The following is a 23,339-nucleotide window of genomic DNA, read 5'->3' as shown; positions in this document are numbered from 1 at the left end:
GCCGGCTGAATAGCCTTTTACTGTTTTTTCGACCGCAGTCGCGACAGTTTTTCGCGGGACTGGGTCTTCAGTCGGTGCAGTCTTCTCTTTGCGCCTTCAAGCCCCGAACCGAGTCCGTTCAAGGTGGATTTTCCATAACGGGAAACCTGCTCCACTCCCGCCCTGGCCGATTCCGACAGGGTCGTGGAGATGGCATTGACCTCTTCGAAGATGGCTTCCACCCGCTCAATTGCCATCTCCTCGCGCTCGTCCAGAGGCCCATCTGCCTCGGCGATGCCATTCAGGAAAATCAGTATTTCTTGCGACATCGAGCGATAATTGCAGTCCGGGTTGGCTTTTTTGAAGCGCGCCAGTTGCTCGCTGATTTCTTTTATCGAGTATCGATCCGAATGTTCTTCGATCAGCGTCAGGCCCTGTTGAACGAAGAGCGGGTCATACCCCCATTCCTCGACGAAATAACTGGTGATGAAATCACGCTCTTCGGGGCCGAACTCGCCATCAATTCTGGCGAGCTTCACCCCAAGCGTCGCAATCATGTCGAACAGCCCGGTTGCCAGAACATCCATCGGTGTATTGATGAAGTCGGGGATCTGTTTCACATGCTCGGAGGAACCCCGGATAAAGCGTTTACCGATAATCAGGCTCAGGCCAGCGCCAGCTATCCCTGCGCCTATTGCCCAGCCTACAGGGGTTGCGGCTGTTCCGATCCCGAGCGCGCCGAGAAACCCAGTGGGTGCGAAGAACGTGGAAGCTACCAGCGACGATTTTGCAAACACGAAGCCAGTGGCTGCGCCATTTGCGGCATCGACGCTATCCAGAAGGTATTTCTTCAGGCGTAATGAGGAAAAAGCCTGGTCACCAATGTCGAGTTTCAGTTTGAACCGCAACGGGTCCCGAATAACAGTGCGGACATCCTGCATGCCGTCGCCGGATTCGAATTCAGCCATCTTCCCCTGTTCCCTGACGCAAAAAAAGCAGATCTGGTGATCATGATCTGCCTTTTTGCGTTTGCATGTCTACTGCTTCTTGCAGGTTTTAATGCCAATCAGCGAGTAGGCAGGGCAGTTACCCATCAGCGCGGTTGCCAGCGGGATAATGCCAATCCAGCCCCAGGCTGTTTGTGGTCCGATGAATACCAGTGCCAGTAAAACAATACCGACAATGGCCCGGATAACTCGGTCTGCAGATCCCATATTTCTGGTCATTTTTCAGTCTCCCTCGGTGATGTCAGTTTATGATTCAAGGGTAAGGCAGCATCACCGGGGACTTCAGTGATAAAGTCACATTCAACCCAGATTTGTCACCGGACAGGATCGTTTTCCATGGCCCGCCACAGTATTCTCGACAGTTTGAATGAGACTCTCCGCAAGGAAACCCTGGATAAAGTGCGGGCGATGCAGTTTCCACCCGGGCAGATTCTGTTCAGTGCGGGACAGCATTGCCAGGGACTGCCGCTGGTCATAGGTGGCAGAGTCAAAGTGCAGATGACGGGCATCTCGGGTCACAGCATTGTTCTTTACCGGATGGGAGTGGACGATATCTGTACGCTGTCCATCGGCTGCCTGATGACTGGGCGGCCTTACCGTGCCGAGGCGGTGGTCGAGGAAGATGCAAGGGCCTTGATGATCCCGCGGGGGGTATTCGATCGGCTGATGGACCAGTCCGCGGCGTTCCGGCTTGGCATTATGGAGTCCTATGGTCGCCGGCTGGATGATCTGATGTTGTTGGTGGAGGAAGTTGCTTTTCGCCGCATGGACACGCGGCTTGAGGAATGGTTGTTGGCCCGCGCTAACGGAGGATCTGTGGTCATAACCCACCAGGAGCTGGCTGTGGAGTTGGGAACTGCCCGGGAAGTGGTGAGCCGGCTGCTCAAAGAGCTGGAGAGACGCGATATGGTGAAACTGTCCCGCGGAAAGATTCAGGTCACCGGTTTGCTGGAGTCGTCAGCCCAACTCTAGCCCTAAGCGTTGCCCGCTCCCCGCTCTTTCGAACCGGGCAGGTCAGTAGAACGATCTGATCGGGTGGGTTACCGGCAGTTTCAGGGTAAAGGCTGAGCCTTCTCCCAATCGGGACTGGACATGAATCTCGCCGCGGTGCTTTTCAACGACGACGTTAACGAACGAGAGCCCGAGGCCGGCGCCGTGATTACCGGAGAGTTCGCTACTTTGCTGGCGCCGGTAACGGTCAAACAGGTGGGGGAGCTCGTTGGGCGCAATGCCCTCGCCTTCATCGCTGACGGTCAGGCATGCCTGATGACCGGCCTGGAACACCTGTATATTGATGGTGGAGTGCGGCGGGCTGTACTGTACGGCGTTGGTCAACAGGTTGATAACGGCCCTTTCGAGCAATTCTGCATTGCCCTTCAGCCAGAGATCCTCGGTTCCCTGCAGTACCAGCTGAATGCCTTTCTCAGCGGCCTGTTCGCTGACGCTGTCCCTGGCATTTTCCACGATGGCCAGAAATTCGCATTCGTAGAAGCGGGTTTCGGTCAGCTGCTCGGCCCGGGCCAGTTGCACAAATTCTTCGGCCAGATGGTAGCTTCGTCTGGCGAGCCTGCCGAGCTGGTCCAGCTGCTCGGGTTCCACCTGGCCCTGGTTTCTTTTCAGCTGTTCAATCAGCGCCAACTGTGACACCAGCGGCGAGCGTACATCGTGGGAAATGAAGTCGATGGCCTCCCGGTGTTGGCGTTGTTGCTCCCGCAGTTCGGATATGTCGGAAATGTTGGCAATGATGCCGCTCTGGTCGCTGTCCGGCAGTGAAAACGGCGCAAAGTGGATCAGAAAATCCTTGTTATGAATGCGCAGGTCTACGGTTCGGCTCTGGGCCAGGGTCAGGGTCTCCGACACGGTTTCGTGCCAGGGTGGGGTCTCTCTCGGATCATGACCTTCCAGAAGTCGCGCCAGTGGCAGCCCGTTCAGGCTGGGCATGGGCTCGCGGAACCATTCCTCAATATGGCCATTGGCAAAGCGGATGACACCCAGCTCGTCAGTCACGATGATGCCATCGGGCATGCGCTCAAAGCTGCGGCGTACGAATTTCTGCATCTGGCTCATGCGCTCGGTCGCAAGCCGCACGCGCTCGATGCGGGCGGAGATGTTCTCTCGTGGCCGGGGCTCTCTGGCCGGCGTATTGATGGCTGTCAGCGGCAGCCTGCGCAGATATCGCTGGGTGGCCTCGCGACTCAGATCGTTGGATAGCTTCAGGCCCAGCTTGTAGGTATGGCCGCTGCGGTTCAGGCTGATCCAGCTCTGGCCTCCGATATGCACCCACTCACCGGGCTTGTCCAGGGGAGGAATGTCGGATTGGGCCAGGCCAGAGGCGGTAATTACCTCACCGTCTTCAGCCAGCAGCCAGCCTTCGGGCTGGAACAGGGCCTGGAAGTGGCTGAGCAGCTGTGGCGGATGCCGGCGCGAAGGCTCTTGAAGGGTCATGGTGGGCCCTTTTGCCAGTTCGTCCAGTTGCCGTTTGAGAAAGCGGTTGGTCATGGCCAGCCGCAGTGCGCTGGATACCGGCAGCGCCAGCAGTGGCATGACGATGGCATGGGATACCGGCAGCCACAGCCGCCCGTAGAACAGCAGGGCTGCGTGTAAGATGGCCAGTGCGCCTACACATGCCAGGCACAGCAGTATGCTACTTGCCGGCCTCATGCGTGGCAGGGCAACGGCCAGAACGATAATGGTAAGTATGGCCAGGCCAACCGCTGTAACCCTGGATACCTTGGATATCAGCTCCCCTCGAACCAGCGCCGAATAGCTGTTGGCATGGAACTCCACACCGGACATGGGTTGATGGAGTCCGGAAAACGGAGTAGGAAGAATGTCGCCGAACCCTGGAGCTGTTGCCCCCACAAAGACGGTTTTGTTGCTGAAGGCTTCCGGCGCGGGTGGGCGCTCCAGTATCTCCGTGTAGGAATAAGATGGCAGTGTACCGGCGCCACCGGCCAGCGGGATGGCCCTGTAATACTGTCTTACGTTGGTATATGGCGCTGTTTCACCGGGTTCTGTCATCGGCAGTGCCTTGCCGGAGGCTGCCAGGGCCAGACTTGGCCATAACTGGTCGCCAAGCCCGTTCAGCAGGTAAACCCCCCGCGCCAGGCCATCGGCGTCAAGCTCTACATGGGCGTGCCCCAGTGCCGACGCTGCATCTGCCAGTTCGGGAACGGGCAACTGTTCGCTGATCAGGTGATTGCGCGACGGCGGCGACAGGTGAAGCGGCAGGATAACATTGCCATGGTTGTCCATGGCGGTCGCCAGTTCGGCGTCGTCAGGGGACGATTCCGGAAACAGAACATCGAAAACGATGGCTTTTGCGCCGGCCTGGTGGAGTTTTTCAACGAGCCGGGCATGGGTGCTGCGCGGCCAGGGCCAGCGGCCGAGCCGGTTCATGCTCTGTTCGTCGATAGCGACCAGTATCACGTCGTCCGAGATTTCCGCCGGTTGGGCGGTGATCAGGGTGTCGTAAAGCCAGAAATCCAGTCTTTGGGGAAGGGTGGTGGCCTGCAGTAACAGCAGTATGATCAGAAGTGGCAGGCCGAGTGTCCACGGTGTTGTTTTTATTGGAAGCCAGTTCCGGATCATGGGGCCTGCTGTCGGATATCGGTTTGCAATGGAATGTGCAATAGGGAGTGCAATGGATCACTTCAGGAACAATTCCCTCCCTGGCCCCCAACGGCTTTCAAGGGGGCCGTTAGAAAGGGCTTTCAGGCGCACAAAATACCGCCTTCCGGGAATCAGGCGCAAGGCCGCCGTAGTATCCGACAGGGTAGCTTCTTTGATAATGTTGTTGAAACGCGGCTCTTCCGAAAGCTGCAGTCGATATTCGGCGGCGGTATCCACCTTCTGCCAGAATACCCGCACCTGGCTGTCAATATAGTTCACGCTGATGATGCGTACCGGTGGCAGAGTACCGTTGACCACCAGGGAGCGGGTGTCACTGGTGGCAACGGAATTGCCTCCGGCTTCGGTGACGACCCGCCAATAATATTGCCCGGGTGACAGTGGGCGTGATGGCAGTGCGCTCTCATCCGGGGCCCATTCGCTGGTGGCCACCAGGTTGCCAAAGTCCCGGTCTTCAGCGATTTCCACCCGGGCCACCTCGTTGTCGCCAAGGAGCTGCCAGCGGAATTCCGGCATGTCATCGTTAACCGTCGCGCCGGCCTCTGGCTGCTCCAGAGTAGCGATGCGCGCCTGAAGGTCAACCTCTACGTTCAGGATTCCGGGCATGCCGGCAATGCCGCGGCTGTCCAGCGAAGCCAGGTGGATCTCGTAGCGACCGTTATCGAGCAGATCAATATCGAAACTGTCACCGCCTACGCGGCTGCTCTCCATCCAGCGGCCCGATTCCGCATCAAAGATATCCACCCGGTGGACTTCCGCACCACTGGGCTGCCAGCTCAGTCTGGCGGGCAGCTGTTTCAGCCGGGGAGGTAGCGGACTCATGGTGGGTGCCGGTGGCAGCTGGCGTATGCTCATGTCGCCAACGCCCACGGTGGATACGCTGGCACTGTAGCCAGCAGGAATGCGCCGGGTTTCCCCGGGCGGCCCGAACGACACTTCCCCTTCGGTAACCCGAAGATCGGTTTTGCCCGGCGCGGTTCGCAGGGTGAACATGGTGCCACGGACTGCGGCGACCGCTGAGGGGGTTTCGATTTCAAAGCGGGAGCCGCCTTCAATCAGCGGCTTCACCCGGGTTTCGATTTCACCGCGGTCCAGGCGCAGTCTGGTGTCCACCATGCCGGATTTGCCGTACTGGGTGAGGCGGTTGAACGCCAGGCGGGAATTCGGGGAGATTCTCACAACCGAACCATCTGCCAGTTCCACGGTGGCGGTACCGGAGTGGGACAATATCTCGTCGCCCACGCGTACCAGCGTGTTGCTGGTCAGGGGATGCTTGCTGCCATCACGCCCGGAAATCAGCTGTACCTGGCCAACAACCGATCGGATCCGGGCAGGGTCCGGCTGGCGCTGAAGCCAAGCCAGCGGAATACGTATTCTGTCACCGCTGGCCACCGTGGCCGGATTGTTGATGTCGTTGTATTGAAGCACCTTGCCTGCCGATACGTTCCCGGCAAGCAGGGCGCTGGCAATCTCGTCAAAGCTCTCCCCGGGCCGCACAGTATAAACCCACTCGGGCACCGGGTTTGATTCTGCCAGGCCATTTGCCGCTTCTGAGCCGCGGGTAATGGACAGCTCGGCCTGGGCAGGCAGTGCGAGCCCAAGGCTTGCCAGCAGCAGGACAAGGGAAGCCAGGGTGCGGGTCGAGCGTTGAATCATTTCAGGCCTGTTCCGCAGCAACGGGGTACGTATCCGTGCCGGTGGCCTTCATGGCTTCAAGGCGGTAGCCGCGCTGGTAGATGGTCTTGATGCGGAATCCGTTTTCGGGGTTGAGGCCAAGCCTGCGTCGCAGCCTGCTCATATGGGTGTCCACGGTACGGGTATTGATGTCCCGGGCCAGCCCCCATACGCGCTCAAGAAGCATTTCCCGGGTAAGCAGCCGGCCCTGGTTCTGGAACAGGAACAGGGTCAGGTCGAAATCTTTGTCGGTGAGGGTGAGTACTTCTCCGTGAAGCGCAATGGTCCGTGACTGGGTGTTGATCTCAAACGGGCCGTAGACCAGCACTTCCTTTTCATTGTCCGGATTGGTACGGCGGGCAAGGGCATTGATGCGTGCCATCAGTTCCGCTTCCCGGGCCGGTTTGCAGAGATAGTCATCGGCCCCGGCGTCCAACGCCCGCACGATGTCGGCTTCGCTGTCGCGCTGGGTCAGGAATACAACCGGGATCTGCCAGTTAAGCTGGGCCCGGACACTTTCGAGTACGTCGATGCCCGTCATGTCGGGAATCTGCCAGTCCAGCACCAGAAGTTCATAACTACGATGAAGCACAGCGCTCATAAAAGACTGGCCGGAAGGAAAGCTGTCACAGTGATGACCGCGTTCAGACAGAATTGCCTGAATGTGCTGTGCCTGTTCAAGTTCGTCCTCAAGCAAAGCAATACGCATCAAAGGTCTCCCGACATAAAAAGCACTGTGAACCCCAAGCGCAGGTTTTGCGTGGGAAAATTTATTGGACACCACATCACATTATTGCAAATTCGATATTGAGCTTCAGTGTCGTTATGTAGTGTTGCGTAAACGAAGCGCAGGCTTGCCATTGTCGTCGTCAACCGTTTGTCGGCAGCCCGGGAAATTACTGCAGCCCCAGAACCAGCCTTTTTTGCCTTTCCGGCGCACCAGTGGTGAAAAGCAGTGGGGGCAGGGCACCGGCTTGTTGCTGGTGCCGTCTTCAGGCGCCAGGTCTTCGATCGGCCGGGTACCCTTGCAGTCAGGGAACCGGGTGCAGGCATGGAAGGCACCGAACTTTCCCTCCCGCTGACGCATGGGCGCGCGGCATTTGGGGCAGTGGGGCTGCCCATCGGACGGGACAGGGTTCTTTGCCTCCGGGCTCGGGGTGTTAATGAAGCCGCGGATCTGTTCTTCGAGGTCTTCGATAAACTGCTTGGGGTTGCCCTCGCCGCGGCGGATGCTCTCCAGAGTGGCTTCCCAGATTGCCGTCATATCGGGTTTGCTGATGGATTCCGGCAGCGAATGGATCAGTGCCTGACCCTTTGGGGTGGAGCGGATGTGGCGCTTGTCCCGGTAGAGGTAGTCCCGGCGAAAGAGAGTGTCGATGATCGCCGCGCGGGTTGCTTCGGTGCCCAGGCCGTCGGTTTCCCGCAGGGTCTTGCGCAGCTCCGGGTCGCTGACGAAGCGGGCAATGTTGGTCATCGCCGAGAGCAGGGTGGCATCGGTGAAATACTGCGGCGGCTGGGTCTCGCGCTCGGCAACTTCCACCGAGTCACACAGTATCGGGTCGCCTTTTTTCAGGCGTGGGAGTGGTGCCCTGGGGGCTTCCTGGCGGCTTTCACGCTGGCGGACCTCAAGGTCCTTCCAGCCAGGTTGCAGTATCGCGGTTTCAGTGGCCCGGAAGTCATGCTCGCCAATCCTGATGGCCAGCCTGCCTTCCCTGTGGATGGCATCGGCACTGAACTGCATCAGGTAATAGCGGCTGACAAGCCCGTAAATTTTCTCTTCGGCCTCGCTCAACCGCCCTGAGGGCGACTGTCTGGCGGTAGGAATGATGGCGTGGTGGGCATCGACTTTTTTGTCGTTCCACGCCTCCGTGCGGCGATTCGGGTCCACACTGTCACAGGCCGGTGCCAGTTCATTGGCAACCTTGCCGATTGCCTTTATCACGTTCTGGCGCTGATCGAAGTGGCCCTCTGGCAGATATCGGCAATCGGAGCGTGGATAGGTGATCAGCTGGTGGCGTTCGTAAAGATTCTGGGCGGTATCCAGAACATCTTTGGCACCCATGCGGAACAGACGCCCTGCCTCAATCTGCAAGGCGGAGAGTGAAAGCGGCAGCGGAGGTGTTTCGTTACGGTCCCGAAACCGGGATTCGGTGACCTTGCCTGGCCGACCCTCGACGGCATTGGCGATTTGCCTGGCTATGTCACCATCGAGCAGGCGGTCTTCTTCATCAAGATAGGCCCTGTATTGCTCAGCAGGCTGCCATCGGGCGCCGAAACTTTGCGGGTCTGCCCCTTCATCCACTCCATGGCAGTGGGCCTGGATCCGGAAAAAAGGTTTGGGCTGGAAATGCTCGATGGTGTTGTCACGGGCTACCACCAGCCCCAGAACCGGTGTCTGTACCCGCCCCACGGAATAGACGCCCTGTTCGCCCTGCTTTTGCCAGGAGAGGGTATAGAAGCGCGTGAGGTTGATGCCGTACAGCCAGTCCGCGCGCTGCCTGGCCAGTGCCGAATGAGACAGGCGACGGAATTCCCGGTTGTCTTTCGGTGCGTCGATGGCTTTGGCGACGGCGGCAGGGGTCAGGTCATTGATCAGGATTCGTTGCACCGGGCAGGTGGCGCCGGCATAGCGAATTACCTCGTCCACCAGCAACTGACCTTCCCGGTCCGGATCGCCGGCGTGGATGATGGTGTCTGCCTTGCGAATCAGCGACTCCAGCACTTTCAGCTGTTGGCGAACACTGTCCTTCGGCGTTACCTCCCATTTGCCGGGAAACAGGGGCAGGTCTTCCTGTCGCCATTTTTTCCAGCGAGGGTCGTACTGTCCGGGTTCCGCCGGCTCCAGCAGGTGGCCGATGCACCAGCTCACGGTGCAGGCATTGTCCCCTTCGCCACAACGAATCCAGCCCGTGCCTTTCTGGTGGGGGGCTGGGAGAGCGGCGGCGATAGCCCGGCCAAGGCTTGGTTTTTCAGCAATATAGAGGCGCATAAGTCGGAAGCAATTGTCAGGTGGGAACGGAAGATGGCGCTTTGCCCCGATCCTGTCAAGGTAACACAGCGCTACGTGTAGTAGACTGTTCCATAACACATTCGATCAGGAGCAGGCCTGTTTATGTCTTTACAGCAAGCCATTGAGCAAAAGCTCGCAAACGCGTTCGACAGCCACCACCTCATGGTTGAAAACGAGAGTCACAAACACAACGTGCCGCCCAATTCGGAAACCCACTTCAAGGTGACCCTGATGGCGCCGGAATTCGAGGGGCAGGGCAAGGTGAAGCGGCACCAGTCCGTCTACCGCGTGCTGGCCGAGGAAATGGCCGGCGGCGTTCATGCCCTGGCGCTTCATGTCTACTCACCGAAAGAGTGGGAAGCGAGCGGCCAGGCAGCCCCGGAATCTCCCAACTGCATGGGCGGTTCCAAGAATGATCCGGCGTTTGTGTCGGGGGGTGGCCAATGAGCCAGTTTTTCCAGATCCACCCGGTTACCCCACAAAAGCGTCTTATTAACCAGGCTGTCGATATTTTGCGGCGGGGCGGAGTGATTGTTTACCCCACGGATTCGGCCTATGCCATCGGCTGTCACCTGGGCGACAAGCAGGCGGCGGACCGTATCAAGCGCATTCGCAAGCTGGACGACAAGCACAATTTTACCCTGATGTGCCGGGACCTTTCGGATATCGGCGTGTTTGCGAAAGTGGACAATACCCAGTATCGCCTGCTCAAGACGTTTACCCCCGGCCCCTACACGTTCATCCTGGATGCCACCAGTGAGGTGCCACGGCGGCTGTTGCACCCCAAACGAAAAACCATTGGCATGCGGGTGCCGGACAACGCCATCGTTCAGGCGCTGCTGGCTGAATTGGGCGAGCCCATTATGAGCAGCACATTGATACTGCCGGGTGAAGAAGACCCCATGACCGATCCGGAGGAGATCCGGGACAGGCTGGAGCATGAGCTGGATCTGATCATCGACGGTGGATTCTGTGGACTTGAGGCTACCACGGTGGTGAATATGACAGGTCAGGCGCCGGAAGTGACCCGCGTTGGCAAAGGCGACCCGGAGCCATTCCGGATTTAACCTGCTCAAGCCCGGGTGTTCAGGCTGAGGGCGAAGTTCTTGCGATCTGTGTAACCGCCAGCCTGATCTGTGCTGATGGTCTGGCGCATGCTGTCGTAGCGGTGCGCCAGGTCCTGCAGGCCGTTGAACTGCTGGTTGTCGCTGACCAGGGTGTCCAGCAATGAGTTGTTTACGCCATAGGCCTTGTTCAGCTTGAGGGCGTTGTCGACAAAGTGCAGGGTTGGCTCGCTGGCGCTGAGCCGGCTGAACGCTTCGCGGAATGGCTTGCTGTTGTTCAGGTCCTGTTCGATCCGGCTGCGAGTCTGCTCCGGGATTTTGCCACCCAGGCTGATAGTACCTCCGTCACTCTTCGAGACCTCCACACTGGTTGCCGGGTTGAGCTTGTACTCGGCAAGTTTATGCCGCAGCGTTTCCCGCATGTAGGCAAGGTCCTGCCCGACGGTTTGCTTGTATTCCGCCATCGAGAGTCGGGTGGATTTGGGCCGGGCCGTGTCGACAGTTGCCCGCTCGGACAGCGTGAAACGGTCATCGGTGGCAGACGTCGGTGTGTCAGGAGCGTCCGGCTTCGCTGACGCGTTGCCCGAGGCCGATGGCGGGCGCTTTTCCAGAGCTTGCTGGAACTGGGTGCTGGCTTTGATCAGCGATGTAAGCAGCGACATGGCGCTTTCCCCTCCCATGGTCACTGAGGAAATTTTGACGATTGTCTGTGTTCAAGCACAAAACGGGCCATGCCTGCCCTTGGCGCTTTGAGGCGTCTTTGTTTTTTTGCTGATCTGGATCATGAAATGTTTTCGTTCCTTGCTATAAAGTCCTCGCCCATTATCCGTGATCGCCGATCCCTGCAATTTTCGTAGCTGAGCTGTTATGAGAAAAAACCAGTCTATTCGTTTTGTGTTGTTGTTCGCCCTGGCGGGCGCCTTTTCCCTCATCCTTGTGCTGACCCTGCTATATGGCAACTATTCACAGCGCCAGCACCTGGAGGACTACACCGGGCGGTACGTTGAGGGGCTGTCCAAATCCTATTTCGATGCGCTTAACACGATGATGGTTACCGGGACCATCAACAACCGGCAGATGCTCCGGGAAAAGGCCACCGCGCCAGAGGATGTTCTCGATGTGCGGGTTATTCGCAGTAAACAGCTGAACGACATGTTCGGATCGGGTAACGGCAATGAGCAGAGCCGCGGTGAACTTGAGACCAGGGCTTTGCAGGGCGAACGCATCGAGCAGGTATCTGACGGTGAAACGGGCCGGGTCTACACGCTGATCGAGCCGGTCCGTGCCATGGAGAATTACCAGGGCGTGAACTGCCTGGGCTGCCACCAGGCCAGCGAAGGGGACATTCTCGGTGCCATTCGGGTTGATTACTCGCTGGCCGAGGGCGATGCCCGCCTGCAAGAGCAGCTCCTGACCAGCGGTGGCATCCAGGTCGTCATTTTTGTACTGGCCTTTTTCATGACTGCGGCGGTGCTGGGGAAGCTGGTGATTGCCCGTTTGCGCAGGCTGCACGACAGCATGGAAACCATTGCCACCAACTCCGACCTCACCATTCAGCTGGATGTATCCCGGGATGACGAGATCGGTTCTGTCGCCCGGGCGTTCAACCGCATGATGGCGAGGATTCTCGAAAGCATGAATACGGTCATGGACAACGCCGGGCGAGTTGAGCAGGCCGCCCGGAGTATTGCCGGCAAAGCGGAGACCACCGAACGTGAGGTGCTGGCACAAAGGGACAATACGGATCAGGTGGCCAGCGCAACCACGGAAATGGCCGCGTCTGCCGTCCAGGTTCGGGAAAATGCCGTTAATACCACCCGAAAGTCCACGGAGACGGCCGATTTCGCCAATAGCGGCGAAGTTCTTGCCCGCAACGCGGTGGCAGGTATAGAAGCCCTCAATACCGAAGTGCAAAGCGGTGCCCAGCGAATTGAGCAGCTGGACGAACGCACCAGCCGGATGTCGGACATGCTGGAGGTCATCTCCAATATTGCCGACCAGACCAATCTGCTGGCGCTGAATGCGGCGATCGAGGCGGCGAGAGCAGGTGAGCATGGCCGGGGCTTCTCGGTGGTGGCGGACGAGGTCAGGGCCCTGGCCTCCCGCACCCAGAATTCCACCGAGGAAATTCGCAACACCATTAACGGTCTCAAGGGCGAAGTGGTGGAATGCGTGGCCATCATGCACCACGCTTCGGAGATGGCGGGGCAGCAGGTGTCAGCGATTCTCAATGTGGAATCGGAGCTCCAGGCCATTGCCGCTGCCGTGCGAGAGATTACGGATCTCAATCAGGAAATGGAAAGCGCCGCCAACGAGCAGAGCGAAGTGTCTGAATCGATCAATCTCAACGTCATCGAAATCAGCCGTTCTGCGGAACAGACTTCCGGGGACGCCAAGGAAACGGCGCGAATTGCCGGTGATTTGCTGGCTATGGCGGAGACGCTTCGAAAAGCTATCGAGCAGTTTCAGCTCAACCGGAGATGATTTGATTATGGCTCTGGACTCTGTCTGGTCACGACGAATGCACCGCGCAGATCTCCCTCGGAAAAACCGGTAGCCTCGTCCTCAGGGTACAGCTCCGAAAGTTTGGCTTTCACCTCCCGATCAATCGACTTGCCGTGACAGCCAAGGCAAAGCTTTTGAGTCGGGATTGCGCTCATGTATCGAAAAGCAGGCTGGCCGGATGCTTCGGAAACCTGCCAGACCTCAACCGGCTTCCCGTTTTTGACTGGCTGCTTATCCATCGCGTGAAGCTGCATTGCCTGCCAGTCAGTTGGGGCATTATCCGGATTCCGGACTCTCAGGCTGGTTCGGCTGATGGTCCATTCGTCATTACTGTTGTTGGCGGCAATTTCAGGAGCCACTGTATTGCAGACGCCGATGCCGTTGGTGAGGCCACCCTCCTTGATCGCGGCCTGAAGCGCCTCTTTCAGGGAGCCACTGAAAGCTTTCACCATCGAACGTGCCTCGGTAACCAACTCCTCTGTAGGCTGCGCCGGCGACTGAGCCATGGCTGGCATTGATAGAATCGAAAACAGCGCTGCGGTTGTGATGATCGTTTTGGCCATTGAACACCTCCCTGGTGGTCTTGATGCTTGTCATAAGTATATAGCATGGTAGTGGTTTGAAGATTGAGCCAGGCAGGTCTGCGACGATTTGTCGCCGGATGCCGAGTCAAAACAGGAGGTTGTTGTGAAAACTCTATTACAGATTGATTTCCCGTTTACCGGGCCATTTGGCGAAGGTATGACCAATGCCATGAGGGAACTCGCCGAGTCTATCGCACAGGAGCCCGGCTTTATCTGGAAGGTCTGGACAGAAAGCCCGGATACCGGGGAAGCAGGCGGTATTTACCTGTTCGAGGATGGAGCCAGCGCCAGAGCCTATCTGGAAAAGCATACAGCCAGGCTAAAGGGTTTCGGAATCCCACAGGTAAACGGGAAGGTGTTTCAGGTGAATGAAGCATTATCTGTGATTGATAATGGGCCGATCTGAAGATGGGCGGGAAGTTACATGATATACGTTTGAAGATGTGAGCATTGATGATGTCATCGAGAATATGGCGAATGAGGAAGCCAGCGTTTGCTGGTTCTGAATAATGCCGAAGACAAGCACCTGGTTGGTATTGTTACTCTGGGCGATATTGCCGATCACTGTAAGGACAATGAGTTGGCCAAGAAAGTTGTCAGTGCCGCTCGCCATTACCACTAATCTCTGGCATCGCTAGAACAGTCCCGTAGCCAGCACAGTGGTTAATGGCTACGGGAAGTTCACTGGTCTCCTCCTTTAAAGCCCGAAACCCCCTCCTCGAAACTCTGGATGCTGACTGCCTTTCGATGCATGTGTTGCCATGGATCGTCACGCTGCCCCATCCGTCTGAAAATATTGGCAATTGTAAAGCTCCGGGGGCCCAGCTTGGGATTGTCCAGCTCATCCCACTCCAGAGGTGTGGCAATGGGCGCATCAGGTTTCGCACGAACGGAATAGGGCGCCACAGCAGTTTGCCCGAAGGCAATGCGCATAATGTCCAGGTAGAGCCTGCCCCGGCGTTTCTGTTTGCGCTGTTCCGTGGTCAGGCGATCCGGGTAGGCATCGGCCAGTGCCCGGGCTAACTCTCGGGCGAGAGATCTTACCCGGTCAAAGTCTGCCTCCGGCTTTAATGGCGCCACCACGTGCAATCCACGGGAGCCCGTCGTTTTGACAAAGGGAGTCAGGTTGCACCTTCGCATGCCCTCTGCCACCAGGCCGGCAGCCTCGCGTACCAGCTCGAAGTCGTCCCCCGGCGGGTCCAGATCAAAGATCACCTGGTCGGGCGCTTTCAGCTGGCTTTTCCTGCTTAGCCAACTATGAAAGGTGACCGTGCCCTGATTCACAAGATAGATCAGGCTGGCGGGATGGTTTGCCAGCATGTGAAGCACGTGGCCGGTACTGCCGCCATGATTCACATCCAGCGTGTCCAGCCAGTCCGGGAAATAGTCTCCCCGTGCCTGTTGGAAAAAGCCATCTTCGCCGATGCCGTCAGGGAAGCGGTTCAGCGTAAGCGGGCGTTCCTCGATATGGGGGATCATGATGTCAGCGATACGCTCATGGTACGCCAGGAGATCGCCCTTGGTTATCCCGGCATCGGGAAAGAAGGGCTTGTCGGTATGGGAAAGCTCGACCTGATAGCCGCCATAGCTCTGTAAAGTCATTCGCCTTCCTCCTGCCTGATGGTTTTCAGATTCCGGCCCGTTTTTACCGAGTCAGGCTCGGTCGATACCGGGTTGCGTCTTGCGTCTGCGGCGTCATCGTTCATCTTGATCAGCAACCACTGAGGTTTCTTCCCACCGCGGATGCGCTTTAGCGCATAGCCTCCCCGGAGCTTTTCACCCTCCAGCCAGACCTCGATCAAGCCATCCCGATGACACGAAGCCATGTCGTCCTCACGCATATTCTGGTAGCTGCCATTGTCCCATACCATGACAGTGCCGGCGCCGTACTCTCCCTCCGGAATCACGCCTTCAAAATCAGCATAGCTCAGTTGGTGATCGTCAACTTCCACCGCAAGCCGTTTTTCAGAAGGGTCGGTAGAAGGACCTTTGGGAACAGCCCAGGACTTCAATACACCGCTCATCTCGAGGCGAAAATCGTAGTGTAATTGACTGGCGTCATGTTTCTGGATGACGAAAGAGCGTTTTGTGCCATGGTCCTGCTTGCTCATAAGTGCCTCTCCCTTGATGATGGTAGCCTGCAATCAAAAAAGTAATCGCGTTACCTCATTAGTGCAAAAACATCGAATTCTCTCGGCTGTTCCCACCGGGCTCACGATCGGAACGATGTTTTGATAACTAAGGATGATTCAGTATGAACGATACAACCTCCAGAGGCGCTTTTTTTGAACCCGACAACAAAACCCACCACTATGCCGCTGATTTGCTGGCTAAAGCCGATATTCAGATCGGTGGCTCCCGCCCCTGGGATATGCGATTCAATGCTCCAGGGGTTCCGGAAGCGGCGTTGGCCCATGGCAACCTGGGACTCGGTGAAACCTATATGGATGGCGCCTGGGACGCAGACGAGCTGGACCAGTTTTTTTACAAGCTGATCAGCGCAAAGATCCCCAGGCACATAAAACCTCTCAAAATCCTGCCCCATATTATCAAGGCCAGATATCTGAACCGACAGACAAAGAAGCGTGCCTGGGATGTGGGAGAAGCCCACTACGACCTGGGTAACGACTTTTACGGCGCTATGCTGGACTCCCGGATGACGTACACCTGTGGATACTGGAAAGATGCCAGGGACCTGGAGGAAGCCCAGGTCGCCAAGTTGGACCTGATCTGTCGCAAGCTACAGTTGCAGCCGGGAATGCGCCTGCTGGATATTGGCTGTGGCTGGGGAAGCCTCATGGCACACGCGGCAGAGCACTACGGAGTGGACGCGGTTGGTGTCACTATTTCCAGGGAGCAGGCAGACTGGGCCACCGCCTATTATCCTCATCTATCTCTGGATTTCCGGCTGATGGATTACCGGGACATCAATGAAAAGTTTGACCGGATTGCCAGTGTTGGCATGTTCGAGCACGTAGGCCCGAAGAATTACCGTACTTTTATGCGGATCGCTCATCGTTGTCTGAACCCCGGAGGGCTGTTCCTGCTCCATACCATTGGCAGAAATCGCCGGAGATCCTTTCCCGATCCCTGGATCGATAAATACATCTTTCCGAACGGAGAGGTTCCCTCAGTCGGCATGATCGGGGATTCGGTCGATAATTTATTTGTGGTAGAAGATGTCCACAACTTTGGTGCCGATTACGAAAAAACCCTGATTGCCTGGCATGACAACTTCGAAAAGGCCTGGCCCCGCTTCGAGGATGAACTCGGGTACCGCTTTTATCGGATGTGGCGCTATTACCTGCTGTCTTGCGCCGGCGCGTTTCGCGCCCGTGATATCCAGCTTTGGCAATGGGTACTTTCGAAGGACGGGGTCCAGGGCGTCTATCCACGGATAGTCTGACCTGTGATTTTACGACCGGTGTGCGGGGATCATCTTGCCAAGGTAGTCCAGCCCCGCCTGATGCCCCTCCTGGTAGCCCTGTTCCAGAAGGTCCGGTTTCCGCGTCAATCGGCCTACCGCGAATTCAGTGGGCGGAACAATCACGCGGACAGTACAGTCCGGGGGTGGGTTTTCAATGAATGCAAGCGTGGCATTGTAACGCTCGGCGCGGCGAAGCGACGCCTCGGCAAGTGCCGGATATTCCCGGAACAGGCGCTTCGGGACAAATGCGAATTTCGGTGATTTTTTACGGTACCCCAGCGGGCGTGACAGCACCACGGTAATATCCCGGGCGCCATCCTCATAGGCCCTGACCACGGGAATGGCATCGGCCACACCACCGTCAGTCATGGGTTCGCCGTTTACCATCGGATAATCCCGGTAGGCGATGGGTATCGCGCAGGAGGCGGTCAGCACCTCGTGCATGTTGTTTTCGTCGACGCGAAAGTAATGTGCTGCCCCGGTTCGCGCAGAGGTTGTCGTCACCCACAACTCGGTTGTCCCCGACAGGTAGTGCTTCAGGTTCAGGGGTACATCGTTGAAAGACTGATGCCAGAGCCAGCTTACATCACACAGGTGACCGCCCGTGGCAAACCGCCTCCAGTCAATGAATTCCGGTTGGCAGGCATGGCCGATGATTATTTTCCGGCTACGCCCATGGTCTCCCGCCAGATAGCCAATCAGGTTGGTGGCGCCGGCTGAAACGCCATAGGCCCGCGAGAATGGTTGATACTGGTGTTCCATGAAGGCATCGAGGACACCCGCAGCAAAAATACCTCGCATGGCACCGCCTTCCACCACGAGAGCTGGTGGTTCAGCGGAGAAGCTTGCAGGTTCCTGTGCAACGATTTCAGGGGTGCTCATAGGGCGGATTTTGTAATCTTCTGGCTGCGGCAATTCTTCATCACGGTCATCTGTCGGGCGCTGGTCAGTCTGGATGAACGTGTTAGCAGAAGCATAACATTAAAAGCATCCTTACCCCTCGTGGCAGTCGGTCCCGGGTCTCGGCGGTTTCACAAAAATGTCATCTGTAGTCTATAACTTTCATGTAGTTGTGTGATTTCAATGGCTGGCCATATTTTAAACAGGGAATCTGGTATGAAAACTAGGCAGGGTAGAGGACTTCTGGCTGTGGGCATCCTGGTGGCGTCTCTGGGTCTGACCGGCGCAGCCGGCGCCCAGGAGCTGCGTTTGATCACTTGGGGTGGTTATGCGCCGGACGAGGTGGTGGCCCAGTTTGAGGAGGAGACCGGGATCGATGTGAAAATAACTCTCTCCAACAATGAAGACATGATCTCCAAGCTGCGAGCTACCGGTGGCGCAGGTTTTGACCTGGCGCAACCAAGCCAGGACCGAATCGTTGGCGTGCAGCGCCAGTTCAATATATACAAGCCCATCGATTTCAGCCGGGTAAATACCGACCAGTTGCTGCCATCCATGGTCAAGGCAACGCAGGATTCCACCGAACTGGATGGTGACTATTACGGCGTACCTTCGGTCTGGGGCACCAGTGGCCTGATCGTTCACGATTCGGTCGCCGACGTGGTCACCGATTACACGGACCTTTGCGATCCGGCCGTGGCCGGCGAGGTCAGCTACCGGCTCAAGCGGCCGACCCTGATCGGTTTCGCGTTCGCCATGGGCATGGACCCATTTGCCGCCTACGACGAGCGGGAGGAGTACGAGTCGATCATGGCAAAGGTGCAAGAGAAGCTGATCGACTGCAAGAGCAACGTGAAAACCTATTGGACCGGTGGCGACCAGTTGCTTGCGCTGCTGCGCACCGGCGAAGTAACCGCGGCCATGGCCTGGGATGCCGGTGGCTGGAAACTCAATGCCGAGAACCCCGATATCCGCTTCGTAGCTCCGGAATCCGGCGCCCTGGGCTGGATTGATACCTTTGCCATTCCCCGCCGCAGTGAAAACGAGGAGGCCGCCTATAAATGGATCAACTTCGTGATGCAGCCGGAAATTGCTGCCCGGATTACCAATACCTCCGGCAATTTTACCGCCTCGAAAGGCGCCGATGAATTCGTCAGGGCAGATTTGCGGGACGCTTATCGGGTCAGCTTTGATGAGGCTGCCCTCAACAATATCAAGTGGTATCCGCCGGTTCCGCCAGGACTGGAAACCATGGAAGGCCAGGTACTGGATCGCGTTCAGGCAGCGAACTGATTCCTGTGGGAATGGACTCTGACCTGTTCTGTGAGGGGCTGGTCCGCCGTTTCGGTGCAAATGCCGCGGTGGATCATATCTCCCTGGATGTGCCAGCGGGCACGTTTTTTTCCATTCTGGGTCCTTCCGGCTGCGGTAAAACAACGCTGCTGCGTCTGCTGGCGGGGTTCGACAAACCGGATGAAGGTGAAATCCACATCCGTGGTCAGCGCATGAACGATGTGCCGCCAAACCGCCGGCCGGTAAACATGGTGTTCCAGCACCTGGCCCTGTTCCCGACCATGTCGGTGGGTGACAACATTGGTTATGGCCTGAAGCGCCGGAAAGTGACGCTGGCGGAAAGGCGCAAGCGCATTGCCCGGGTTCTGGAGCAGGTCGGCCTGCCGGGACTCGAAAACCGCGATCCCCAGGAGCTCTCGGGCGGTCAGCGCCAGCGTGTGGCGCTGGCACGCTGCCTGGTGCTGGAGCCGACCCTGCTGTTGCTGGATGAGCCCCTCGGCGCCCTGGATCTGAAGCTTCGCGAACAGATGAAGGTTGAACTGAAGCACCTGCAGAAGCAGTTCGGGACCACCTTCGTGTATATCACCCACGATCAGTCAGAAGCCATGGTAATGTCCGACAGGGTGGCTGTCATGCGGGATGGCCGGTTTGACCAGGTTGCACCGCCGGAAGAGCTCTACCGGGAGCCGGCGACACCGTTTGTCGCCGGATTTGTAGGTGATAATAACCGCCTTTCCGGGGCCCTGGTGGCTATCCGGGACAATCTGGCGGAAATCCGGCTGGACGACGGTGCTCTGGTTCAGGGCCGCGTTGTCGCCGGCGAACTGGAAATCGGGCAGCGCGCAGAACTGTTTATCCGGCCGGAATCGCTCGTGCTTTCCGCTGACCGCGTCGGCCCCGGACTTTCTGTCATGGAGGCGAAAGTGCGCACCACCCTGTTTGATGGCGCCAACAGCCGGCTGGAAGCTGAGAATGGCAGCCGGCTGGTGTATGCCCGCCTGCCCCAGGATGGATCGGCGCCTCGGTTGCCCCCCGGCTCGGCAATCGGGCTGGCCTGGGACCCGGCTCTGGCCAGGGTTTTCGGGGCAGAGAACCCATGAAGTCCTCTGCCAGCCGGTTGTCCCTCTGGTTATTGTTGACCCCGTTTTTACTGTGGATTGTATTGCTTGTATTGCTGCCCCACCTGCAGATGGTGCGGGTGTCGTTCCAGGTGCGCGAAAGCTGGGATACGATCGCCTGGGGGGTGGAGCAGTATCAGAACTTTTTTACAGAATCCTATTACTGGCGGACCTTTTTGCGCACCGGGGTCATGTCCCTGTTCACCACCTTCCTGACCCTGATCATTGCCTTCCCCATTGCCTGGTACATTGCCCGGCTTGCCCGTGGCCGCTCCAAGAGCCTGCTGTTCATGGCTTGCCTTATTCCATTCTGGGCCAGTGAGCTGGTGCGTACCTATGGCTGGATGATTCTGCTGCGCGAAAGCGGCCTGTTCAGCTCCTGGCTGCAGGCGCTGGGTTGGGTGGACGGCCCTGTGGAAATGCTCTACAACGATGTCGCGGTGATCATAGGCCTGGTCTACAACGGCTTGCTGTTCATGGTGGTCCCGCTGGTGACGACCCTGGATGGCATGGACGAGAACCTGGTGGAAGCCGGCTACGATCTGGGCGGGGGGCACGGCACTGTATTGCGGGAAATAGTGGTGCCCTGGGCCATGCCCGGCATTGTTTCCGGCTGTATTGTGGTGTTCATGCTCACCCTGGGCAGTTATCTGACGCCGGTGTTGATGGGTGGCAAGGACAGCGCCTGGTTCACCGAGCAGATATTTACCCAGTTCATTACCCGGTTTAACTGGGAGCAGGGGGCAGCGCTTGGGGTTTTGCTGCTGGTGTTGTCGTCCGTCATTGTCTGGATGGGACTGAAAATCTCTGGCCAGTCCCTGCGCAAGGTGATGGGGTGAGCCGATGATTCGTTCCGTGCCCCGGTCCCGCCTGTTTGATGCTCTCTATATGGTTTATCTGGTGGCATTCTTCGTCTATCTGGCTCTGCCACTGCTGGTGACCGCCGTTTTCGCTTTCAATGATGCGCCATTTCCGTCGCTGCCCTGGCAAGGCTTCACCCTGGACTGGTATTTCGCTGATGGTTCCGCTTCTGCTGATGGCTCTGCCGGGCGCACCGGACTGTTCCATGATGACGGCCTGCTTGCGGCACTCTGGGTCAGCGCAAAGATTGCCTTCTGGGTGACTCTGGTCAGCGTCTGTCTCGGTTGCGTGAACGCTGTTCTGTTCGAACGACTGCATTTCCGCGGCAAGGAATTCCTGTACCTGCTCATGCTGCTGCCACTGGTGATCCCCGGCGTGATTCTGGGGGTCTCCATCCTGGTGTTCTACAGTGGCATGGCCAACGATGTGTCTGCAGCCTGGGGCATCGAACTGGACCTGTTCCGGCCGGGCATGACGCTGGTGGTAATGGGGCAGGTGACCTTTATCGCGACCCTGAGTACCCTGGTGATTGCTGCCCGCTTGCGCAAGTTTGACCCCCAACTGGAAGAGGCAGCCCTGAACCTGGGTGCTACACCGCTGGTAGCCTGGTTCACGGTTACCCTGCCATGGCTGATGCCGTCCATTTTCGGCGCTGCCGCCATGGCTTTCCTTATGTCCTTTGAAAACTTCAACACCACGGTGATGCTCACCGGCAGTGATACACCATTGACGGTGGCACTGTTTAACCGGCTGCGGGAAGGGTCAACGCCCGTGCTTAATGCGGTCGCGCTTTTGTTGATGGTGGGATCTGCACTGCTGGCAGCCCTGGTGATGGGACGTTCCAACAAGTAATGTTCGAATGTACGGAGATTTGAAGCAAGTATGACCCTGGCTACCTGGTTGACCGTCGTAACAATATGCACACTTGGCGCCATGTCCCCGGGGCCATCACTGGCTATAGTGCTGAAACAAACGCTCACCGGTGGTCGCCAAAATGGCATGATAACTGCCGTCACCCACGGTCTGGGGGTGGGGGTTTATGCCTTTCTCAGCATCCTCGGGCTGGCCGCCATAATTACTGCGTCGCCGGTGGCCTTTTCCATCCTCCAGTGGGGTGGTGCGGCTTATCTGGCATGGCTTGGCATAAAGGGCTTGTCGGCAAAGCCCGAGCGCGATGCCCCGTTACCAGAGGCGCCCACCACGGCAAGTGCCGCCCGGGACGGTTTTCTGGTTGTGCTGTTGAATCCGAAAATTGCCGTATTCTTTCTGGCGCTATTCAGTCAGGTGGTGGGTACTGATACCAGCGTGCTTGCCAAATTCGGCTACGCGGCCACCGCCATGGTGATTGACGCAGCCTGGTACCTGTTCGTCACCTGGCTGTTCTCAGACCCGCGATGGCTTTCGATGCTGCGCCAGAAAGCCATCTGGTTTGAACGTCTCTTTGGTGCGGTCCTGTTGGGCCTGGCCGGTCATCTGGTCTTCGGTATTCTCCATGGAAAGTAGGGCTCAGGGGCTCCGGAGACAGGTTCCTATGACCAGGCCATCCGTTCGCGCTTATGTCGCGGCCATGCTTATGGTTTCCTCGGGAGCTGCCACAGGTGACTGGACGCTGGACATAGAAACCGGAGCCCTCTGGCTTTCCCGCAACGATGTGCAGATCCCCAACAATAGCCAGGGCGATCGGTTTGATCTTCTCGACCTGACAGGCAAAGGCCCCGACCCATACCTGCGCCTGAAGCTCGAACGTGACTGGGGTGAGCGACACACAGTGACAGGGCTTTATGCACCTGTGCGGACCAGCGGAACCGGAACCTTCGACACCGATGTGAATTTTGCTGGGGAAACCTTCGTCGCTGGCGCCCCGGTCCGGGCCAGCTACCAGTTCAATACCTACAGAATCGGTTACCGTTACACCTGGCGCGAGACAGATCGCTGGCGTTTGCGGATCGGTGGCTCATTGCTGATCCGCAATGCCAACATCCGCCTGCAACAGGATGGCCGCACCGCTGAGGATCCCGATCTGGGTGTGGTCCCTTTGCTGGCCTTTGAGGCGACCCGCTTCTGGACGCCCCGCTGGTCCACCGAACTCGACGTGGAAGGTCTCGGTGCACCCGAGGGCCGTGCCATTGACGCCAGCCTGAGCCTCAACTACCTCCTGAATGAGGATCTCAGCCTGCGGGCCGGGTACCGGACACTGGAGGGTGGCGCTGATAACGGTAGTGTATATACCTTCGCTTGGCTGCATTACGGGCTGATAGGGGTGAGGTACGGGTTCTGACCGGTAAGT

The 23,339-nt window shown here is 57.8% G+C and carries 24 protein-coding genes; 13 read left to right on the top strand and 11 right to left on the bottom strand.

Features of this window, described 5'->3' with window-relative positions; genetic code table 11:
* Positions 1-17 precede the first annotated feature (17 nt).
* A complete protein-coding gene (locus DIT71_RS16160; protein ID WP_114614270.1) occupies positions 18-947 on the bottom strand; it encodes a TerB family tellurite resistance protein in 930 nt (309 codons plus the stop codon).
* Positions 948-1,016: 69 nt separating this feature from the next.
* Entirely contained in the window at positions 1,017-1,205 is a 189-nt protein-coding gene (locus DIT71_RS16155; protein ID WP_114614269.1) for a YgaP family membrane protein, read from the bottom strand.
* Between the two features lie 117 nt (positions 1,206-1,322).
* Here DIT71_RS16155 and DIT71_RS16150 point away from each other — a divergent pair, with 117 nt between their 5' ends.
* Positions 1,323-1,958, top strand: coding sequence for a Crp/Fnr family transcriptional regulator (locus DIT71_RS16150; RefSeq protein ID WP_114614268.1), 636 nt, complete (start codon positions 1,323-1,325; stop codon positions 1,956-1,958).
* 42 nt (positions 1,959-2,000) lie between these two features.
* Here DIT71_RS16150 and DIT71_RS16145 read toward each other — a convergent pair whose 3' ends face one another.
* The 4 genes from DIT71_RS16145 to DIT71_RS16130 all read right to left on the bottom strand — a co-directional run bounded on the left by DIT71_RS16145 (position 2,001) and on the right by DIT71_RS16130 (position 9,279).
* On the bottom strand, positions 2,001-4,577 hold the full coding sequence (locus DIT71_RS16145; RefSeq protein WP_114614267.1) for a CHASE2 domain-containing protein: 2,577 nt from the start codon (positions 4,575-4,577) through the stop codon (positions 2,001-2,003).
* Between the two features lie 57 nt (positions 4,578-4,634).
* A complete protein-coding gene (locus tag DIT71_RS16140) occupies positions 4,635-6,272 on the bottom strand; it encodes a FecR domain-containing protein (protein ID WP_114614266.1) in 1,638 nt (545 codons plus the stop codon).
* Between the two features lies 1 nt (position 6,273).
* Positions 6,274-6,999 carry a response regulator transcription factor gene (locus tag DIT71_RS16135; RefSeq protein WP_114614265.1) on the bottom strand — a complete coding sequence of 242 codons (726 nt, stop codon included), beginning with the start codon at positions 6,997-6,999 and terminating at the stop codon, positions 6,274-6,276.
* A 114-nt stretch (positions 7,000-7,113) separates the two neighbouring features.
* Complete coding sequence (locus DIT71_RS16130) at positions 7,114-9,279, bottom strand: DNA topoisomerase III (RefSeq protein WP_114614264.1); 2,166 nt, start codon at positions 9,277-9,279, stop codon at positions 7,114-7,116.
* 123 nt (positions 9,280-9,402) lie between these two features.
* On the opposite strand from DIT71_RS16130, the gene DIT71_RS16125 reads away from it, so the two are divergent.
* Positions 9,403-9,747 carry a BolA family protein gene (locus DIT71_RS16125; RefSeq protein WP_114614263.1) on the top strand — a complete coding sequence of 115 codons (345 nt, stop codon included), beginning with the start codon at positions 9,403-9,405 and terminating at the stop codon, positions 9,745-9,747.
* A complete protein-coding gene (locus DIT71_RS16120) occupies positions 9,744-10,367 on the top strand; it encodes an L-threonylcarbamoyladenylate synthase (protein WP_114614262.1) in 624 nt (207 codons plus the stop codon). The genes DIT71_RS16125 and DIT71_RS16120 overlap by 4 nt, the downstream gene beginning before the upstream one ends.
* A gap of 5 nt (positions 10,368-10,372) precedes the next feature.
* Here DIT71_RS16120 and DIT71_RS16115 read toward each other — a convergent pair whose 3' ends face one another.
* Positions 10,373-11,026 carry a hypothetical protein gene (locus DIT71_RS16115; protein WP_114614261.1) on the bottom strand — a complete coding sequence of 218 codons (654 nt, stop codon included), beginning with the start codon at positions 11,024-11,026 and terminating at the stop codon, positions 10,373-10,375.
* 205 nt (positions 11,027-11,231) lie between these two features.
* Here DIT71_RS16115 and DIT71_RS16110 point away from each other — a divergent pair, with 205 nt between their 5' ends.
* Positions 11,232-12,848 carry a methyl-accepting chemotaxis protein gene (locus DIT71_RS16110; protein WP_114614260.1) on the top strand — a complete coding sequence of 539 codons (1,617 nt, stop codon included), beginning with the start codon at positions 11,232-11,234 and terminating at the stop codon, positions 12,846-12,848.
* A 5-nt stretch (positions 12,849-12,853) separates the two neighbouring features.
* On the opposite strand, the gene DIT71_RS16105 is transcribed toward DIT71_RS16110, so the two are convergent.
* On the bottom strand, positions 12,854-13,432 hold the full coding sequence (locus tag DIT71_RS16105) for a Tll0287-like domain-containing protein (protein ID WP_114614259.1): 579 nt from the start codon (positions 13,430-13,432) through the stop codon (positions 12,854-12,856).
* 124 nt (positions 13,433-13,556) lie between these two features.
* Between DIT71_RS16105 and DIT71_RS16100 the strand changes: the two genes are divergently transcribed.
* On the top strand, positions 13,557-13,859 hold the full coding sequence (locus DIT71_RS16100; protein ID WP_114614258.1) for a monooxygenase: 303 nt from the start codon (positions 13,557-13,559) through the stop codon (positions 13,857-13,859).
* Positions 13,860-13,946: 87 nt separating this feature from the next.
* Positions 13,947-14,075 carry a CBS domain-containing protein gene (locus tag DIT71_RS18440; RefSeq protein WP_144114509.1) on the top strand — a complete coding sequence of 43 codons (129 nt, stop codon included), beginning with the start codon at positions 13,947-13,949 and terminating at the stop codon, positions 14,073-14,075.
* Positions 14,076-14,134: 59 nt separating this feature from the next.
* On the opposite strand, the gene ligD is transcribed toward DIT71_RS18440, so the two are convergent.
* Positions 14,135-15,055: a non-homologous end-joining DNA ligase gene (gene ligD, locus DIT71_RS16095; RefSeq protein ID WP_114614257.1), complete on the bottom strand. Its 921-nt coding sequence runs from the start codon at positions 15,053-15,055 to the stop codon at positions 14,135-14,137.
* Positions 15,052-15,564: a DNA polymerase ligase N-terminal domain-containing protein gene (locus DIT71_RS16090; protein WP_114614256.1), complete on the bottom strand. Its 513-nt coding sequence runs from the start codon at positions 15,562-15,564 to the stop codon at positions 15,052-15,054. Before DIT71_RS16090 ends, ligD begins: the two co-directional genes overlap by 4 nt.
* Positions 15,565-15,776: 212 nt before the next feature.
* On the opposite strand from DIT71_RS16090, the gene cfa reads away from it, so the two are divergent.
* A complete protein-coding gene (gene cfa / locus DIT71_RS16085) occupies positions 15,777-16,859 on the top strand; it encodes a cyclopropane fatty acyl phospholipid synthase (RefSeq protein ID WP_406565113.1) in 1,083 nt (360 codons plus the stop codon).
* A 9-nt stretch (positions 16,860-16,868) separates the two neighbouring features.
* Here cfa and DIT71_RS16080 read toward each other — a convergent pair whose 3' ends face one another.
* The gene (locus tag DIT71_RS16080) at positions 16,869-17,762 is read right to left on the bottom strand and encodes a patatin-like phospholipase family protein (RefSeq protein WP_114614254.1); all 894 of its coding nucleotides are present in this window, start codon (positions 17,760-17,762) and stop codon (positions 16,869-16,871) included.
* A gap of 234 nt (positions 17,763-17,996) precedes the next feature.
* Between DIT71_RS16080 and DIT71_RS16075 the strand changes: the two genes are divergently transcribed.
* From DIT71_RS16075 to DIT71_RS16050, 6 genes are read left to right on the top strand one after another with little or no spacing between them, the layout of a single operon-like run.
* The gene (locus DIT71_RS16075; protein WP_114614253.1) at positions 17,997-19,073 is read left to right on the top strand and encodes an extracellular solute-binding protein; all 1,077 of its coding nucleotides are present in this window, start codon (positions 17,997-17,999) and stop codon (positions 19,071-19,073) included.
* Positions 19,074-19,084: 11 nt separating this feature from the next.
* Positions 19,085-20,173 (top strand): ABC transporter ATP-binding protein, encoded by a 1,089-nt coding sequence (locus tag DIT71_RS16070; RefSeq protein WP_167507475.1) that lies wholly within the window; start codon positions 19,085-19,087, stop codon positions 20,171-20,173.
* Positions 20,170-21,030, top strand: a complete 861-nt coding sequence (locus DIT71_RS16065; RefSeq protein ID WP_114614251.1) for an ABC transporter permease — start codon at positions 20,170-20,172, stop codon at positions 21,028-21,030. Before DIT71_RS16070 ends, DIT71_RS16065 begins: the two co-directional genes overlap by 4 nt.
* 4 nt (positions 21,031-21,034) lie before the next feature.
* Complete coding sequence (locus DIT71_RS16060; protein ID WP_114614250.1) at positions 21,035-21,904, top strand: ABC transporter permease; 870 nt, start codon at positions 21,035-21,037, stop codon at positions 21,902-21,904.
* A 30-nt stretch (positions 21,905-21,934) separates the two neighbouring features.
* On the top strand, positions 21,935-22,555 hold the full coding sequence (locus tag DIT71_RS16055; RefSeq protein WP_114614249.1) for a LysE family translocator: 621 nt from the start codon (positions 21,935-21,937) through the stop codon (positions 22,553-22,555).
* Between the two features lie 28 nt (positions 22,556-22,583).
* Positions 22,584-23,330: a TonB-dependent receptor gene (locus DIT71_RS16050; protein WP_114614248.1), complete on the top strand. Its 747-nt coding sequence runs from the start codon at positions 22,584-22,586 to the stop codon at positions 23,328-23,330.
* Positions 23,331-23,339: the final 9 nt, after the last annotated feature.

Source organism: Marinobacter vulgaris, assembly GCF_003344045.1.
Classification (GTDB): Bacteria; Pseudomonadota; Gammaproteobacteria; order Pseudomonadales; family Oleiphilaceae; genus Marinobacter; species Marinobacter vulgaris.
This window is presented reverse-complemented; position numbering and strand designations above follow the sequence as displayed.

Coding starts and splice junctions, on each gene's coding strand:
- DIT71_RS16060 (WP_114614250.1), top strand. CDS start 21,035: ATGATTCGTTCCGTGCCCCGGTCCCGCCTGTTTGATGCTCTCTATATG.
- DIT71_RS16080 (WP_114614254.1), bottom strand. CDS start 17,762: ATGAGCACCCCTGAAATCGTTGCACAGGAACCTGCAAGCTTCTCCGCT.
- DIT71_RS16115 (WP_114614261.1), bottom strand. CDS start 11,026: ATGTCGCTGCTTACATCGCTGATCAAAGCCAGCACCCAGTTCCAGCAA.
- DIT71_RS16105 (WP_114614259.1), bottom strand. CDS start 13,432: ATGGCCAAAACGATCATCACAACCGCAGCGCTGTTTTCGATTCTATCA.
- DIT71_RS16135 (WP_114614265.1), bottom strand. CDS start 6,999: ATGCGTATTGCTTTGCTTGAGGACGAACTTGAACAGGCACAGCACATT.
- DIT71_RS16140 (WP_114614266.1), bottom strand. CDS start 6,272: ATGATTCAACGCTCGACCCGCACCCTGGCTTCCCTTGTCCTGCTGCTG.
- DIT71_RS16130 (WP_114614264.1), bottom strand. CDS start 9,279: ATGCGCCTCTATATTGCTGAAAAACCAAGCCTTGGCCGGGCTATCGCC.
- DIT71_RS16110 (WP_114614260.1), top strand. CDS start 11,232: ATGAGAAAAAACCAGTCTATTCGTTTTGTGTTGTTGTTCGCCCTGGCG.
- DIT71_RS16150 (WP_114614268.1), top strand. CDS start 1,323: ATGGCCCGCCACAGTATTCTCGACAGTTTGAATGAGACTCTCCGCAAG.
- DIT71_RS16070 (WP_167507475.1), top strand. CDS start 19,085: ATGGACTCTGACCTGTTCTGTGAGGGGCTGGTCCGCCGTTTCGGTGCA.
- DIT71_RS16155 (WP_114614269.1), bottom strand. CDS start 1,205: ATGACCAGAAATATGGGATCTGCAGACCGAGTTATCCGGGCCATTGTC.
- ligD (WP_114614257.1), bottom strand. CDS start 15,055: ATGACTTTACAGAGCTATGGCGGCTATCAGGTCGAGCTTTCCCATACC.
- DIT71_RS16090 (WP_114614256.1), bottom strand. CDS start 15,564: ATGAGCAAGCAGGACCATGGCACAAAACGCTCTTTCGTCATCCAGAAA.
- DIT71_RS16050 (WP_114614248.1), top strand. CDS start 22,584: ATGACCAGGCCATCCGTTCGCGCTTATGTCGCGGCCATGCTTATGGTT.
- DIT71_RS16075 (WP_114614253.1), top strand. CDS start 17,997: ATGAAAACTAGGCAGGGTAGAGGACTTCTGGCTGTGGGCATCCTGGTG.
- DIT71_RS16055 (WP_114614249.1), top strand. CDS start 21,935: ATGACCCTGGCTACCTGGTTGACCGTCGTAACAATATGCACACTTGGC.
- DIT71_RS16125 (WP_114614263.1), top strand. CDS start 9,403: ATGTCTTTACAGCAAGCCATTGAGCAAAAGCTCGCAAACGCGTTCGAC.
- DIT71_RS16145 (WP_114614267.1), bottom strand. CDS start 4,577: ATGATCCGGAACTGGCTTCCAATAAAAACAACACCGTGGACACTCGGC.
- DIT71_RS16160 (WP_114614270.1), bottom strand. CDS start 947: ATGGCTGAATTCGAATCCGGCGACGGCATGCAGGATGTCCGCACTGTT.
- DIT71_RS16120 (WP_114614262.1), top strand. CDS start 9,744: ATGAGCCAGTTTTTCCAGATCCACCCGGTTACCCCACAAAAGCGTCTT.
- DIT71_RS16065 (WP_114614251.1), top strand. CDS start 20,170: ATGAAGTCCTCTGCCAGCCGGTTGTCCCTCTGGTTATTGTTGACCCCG.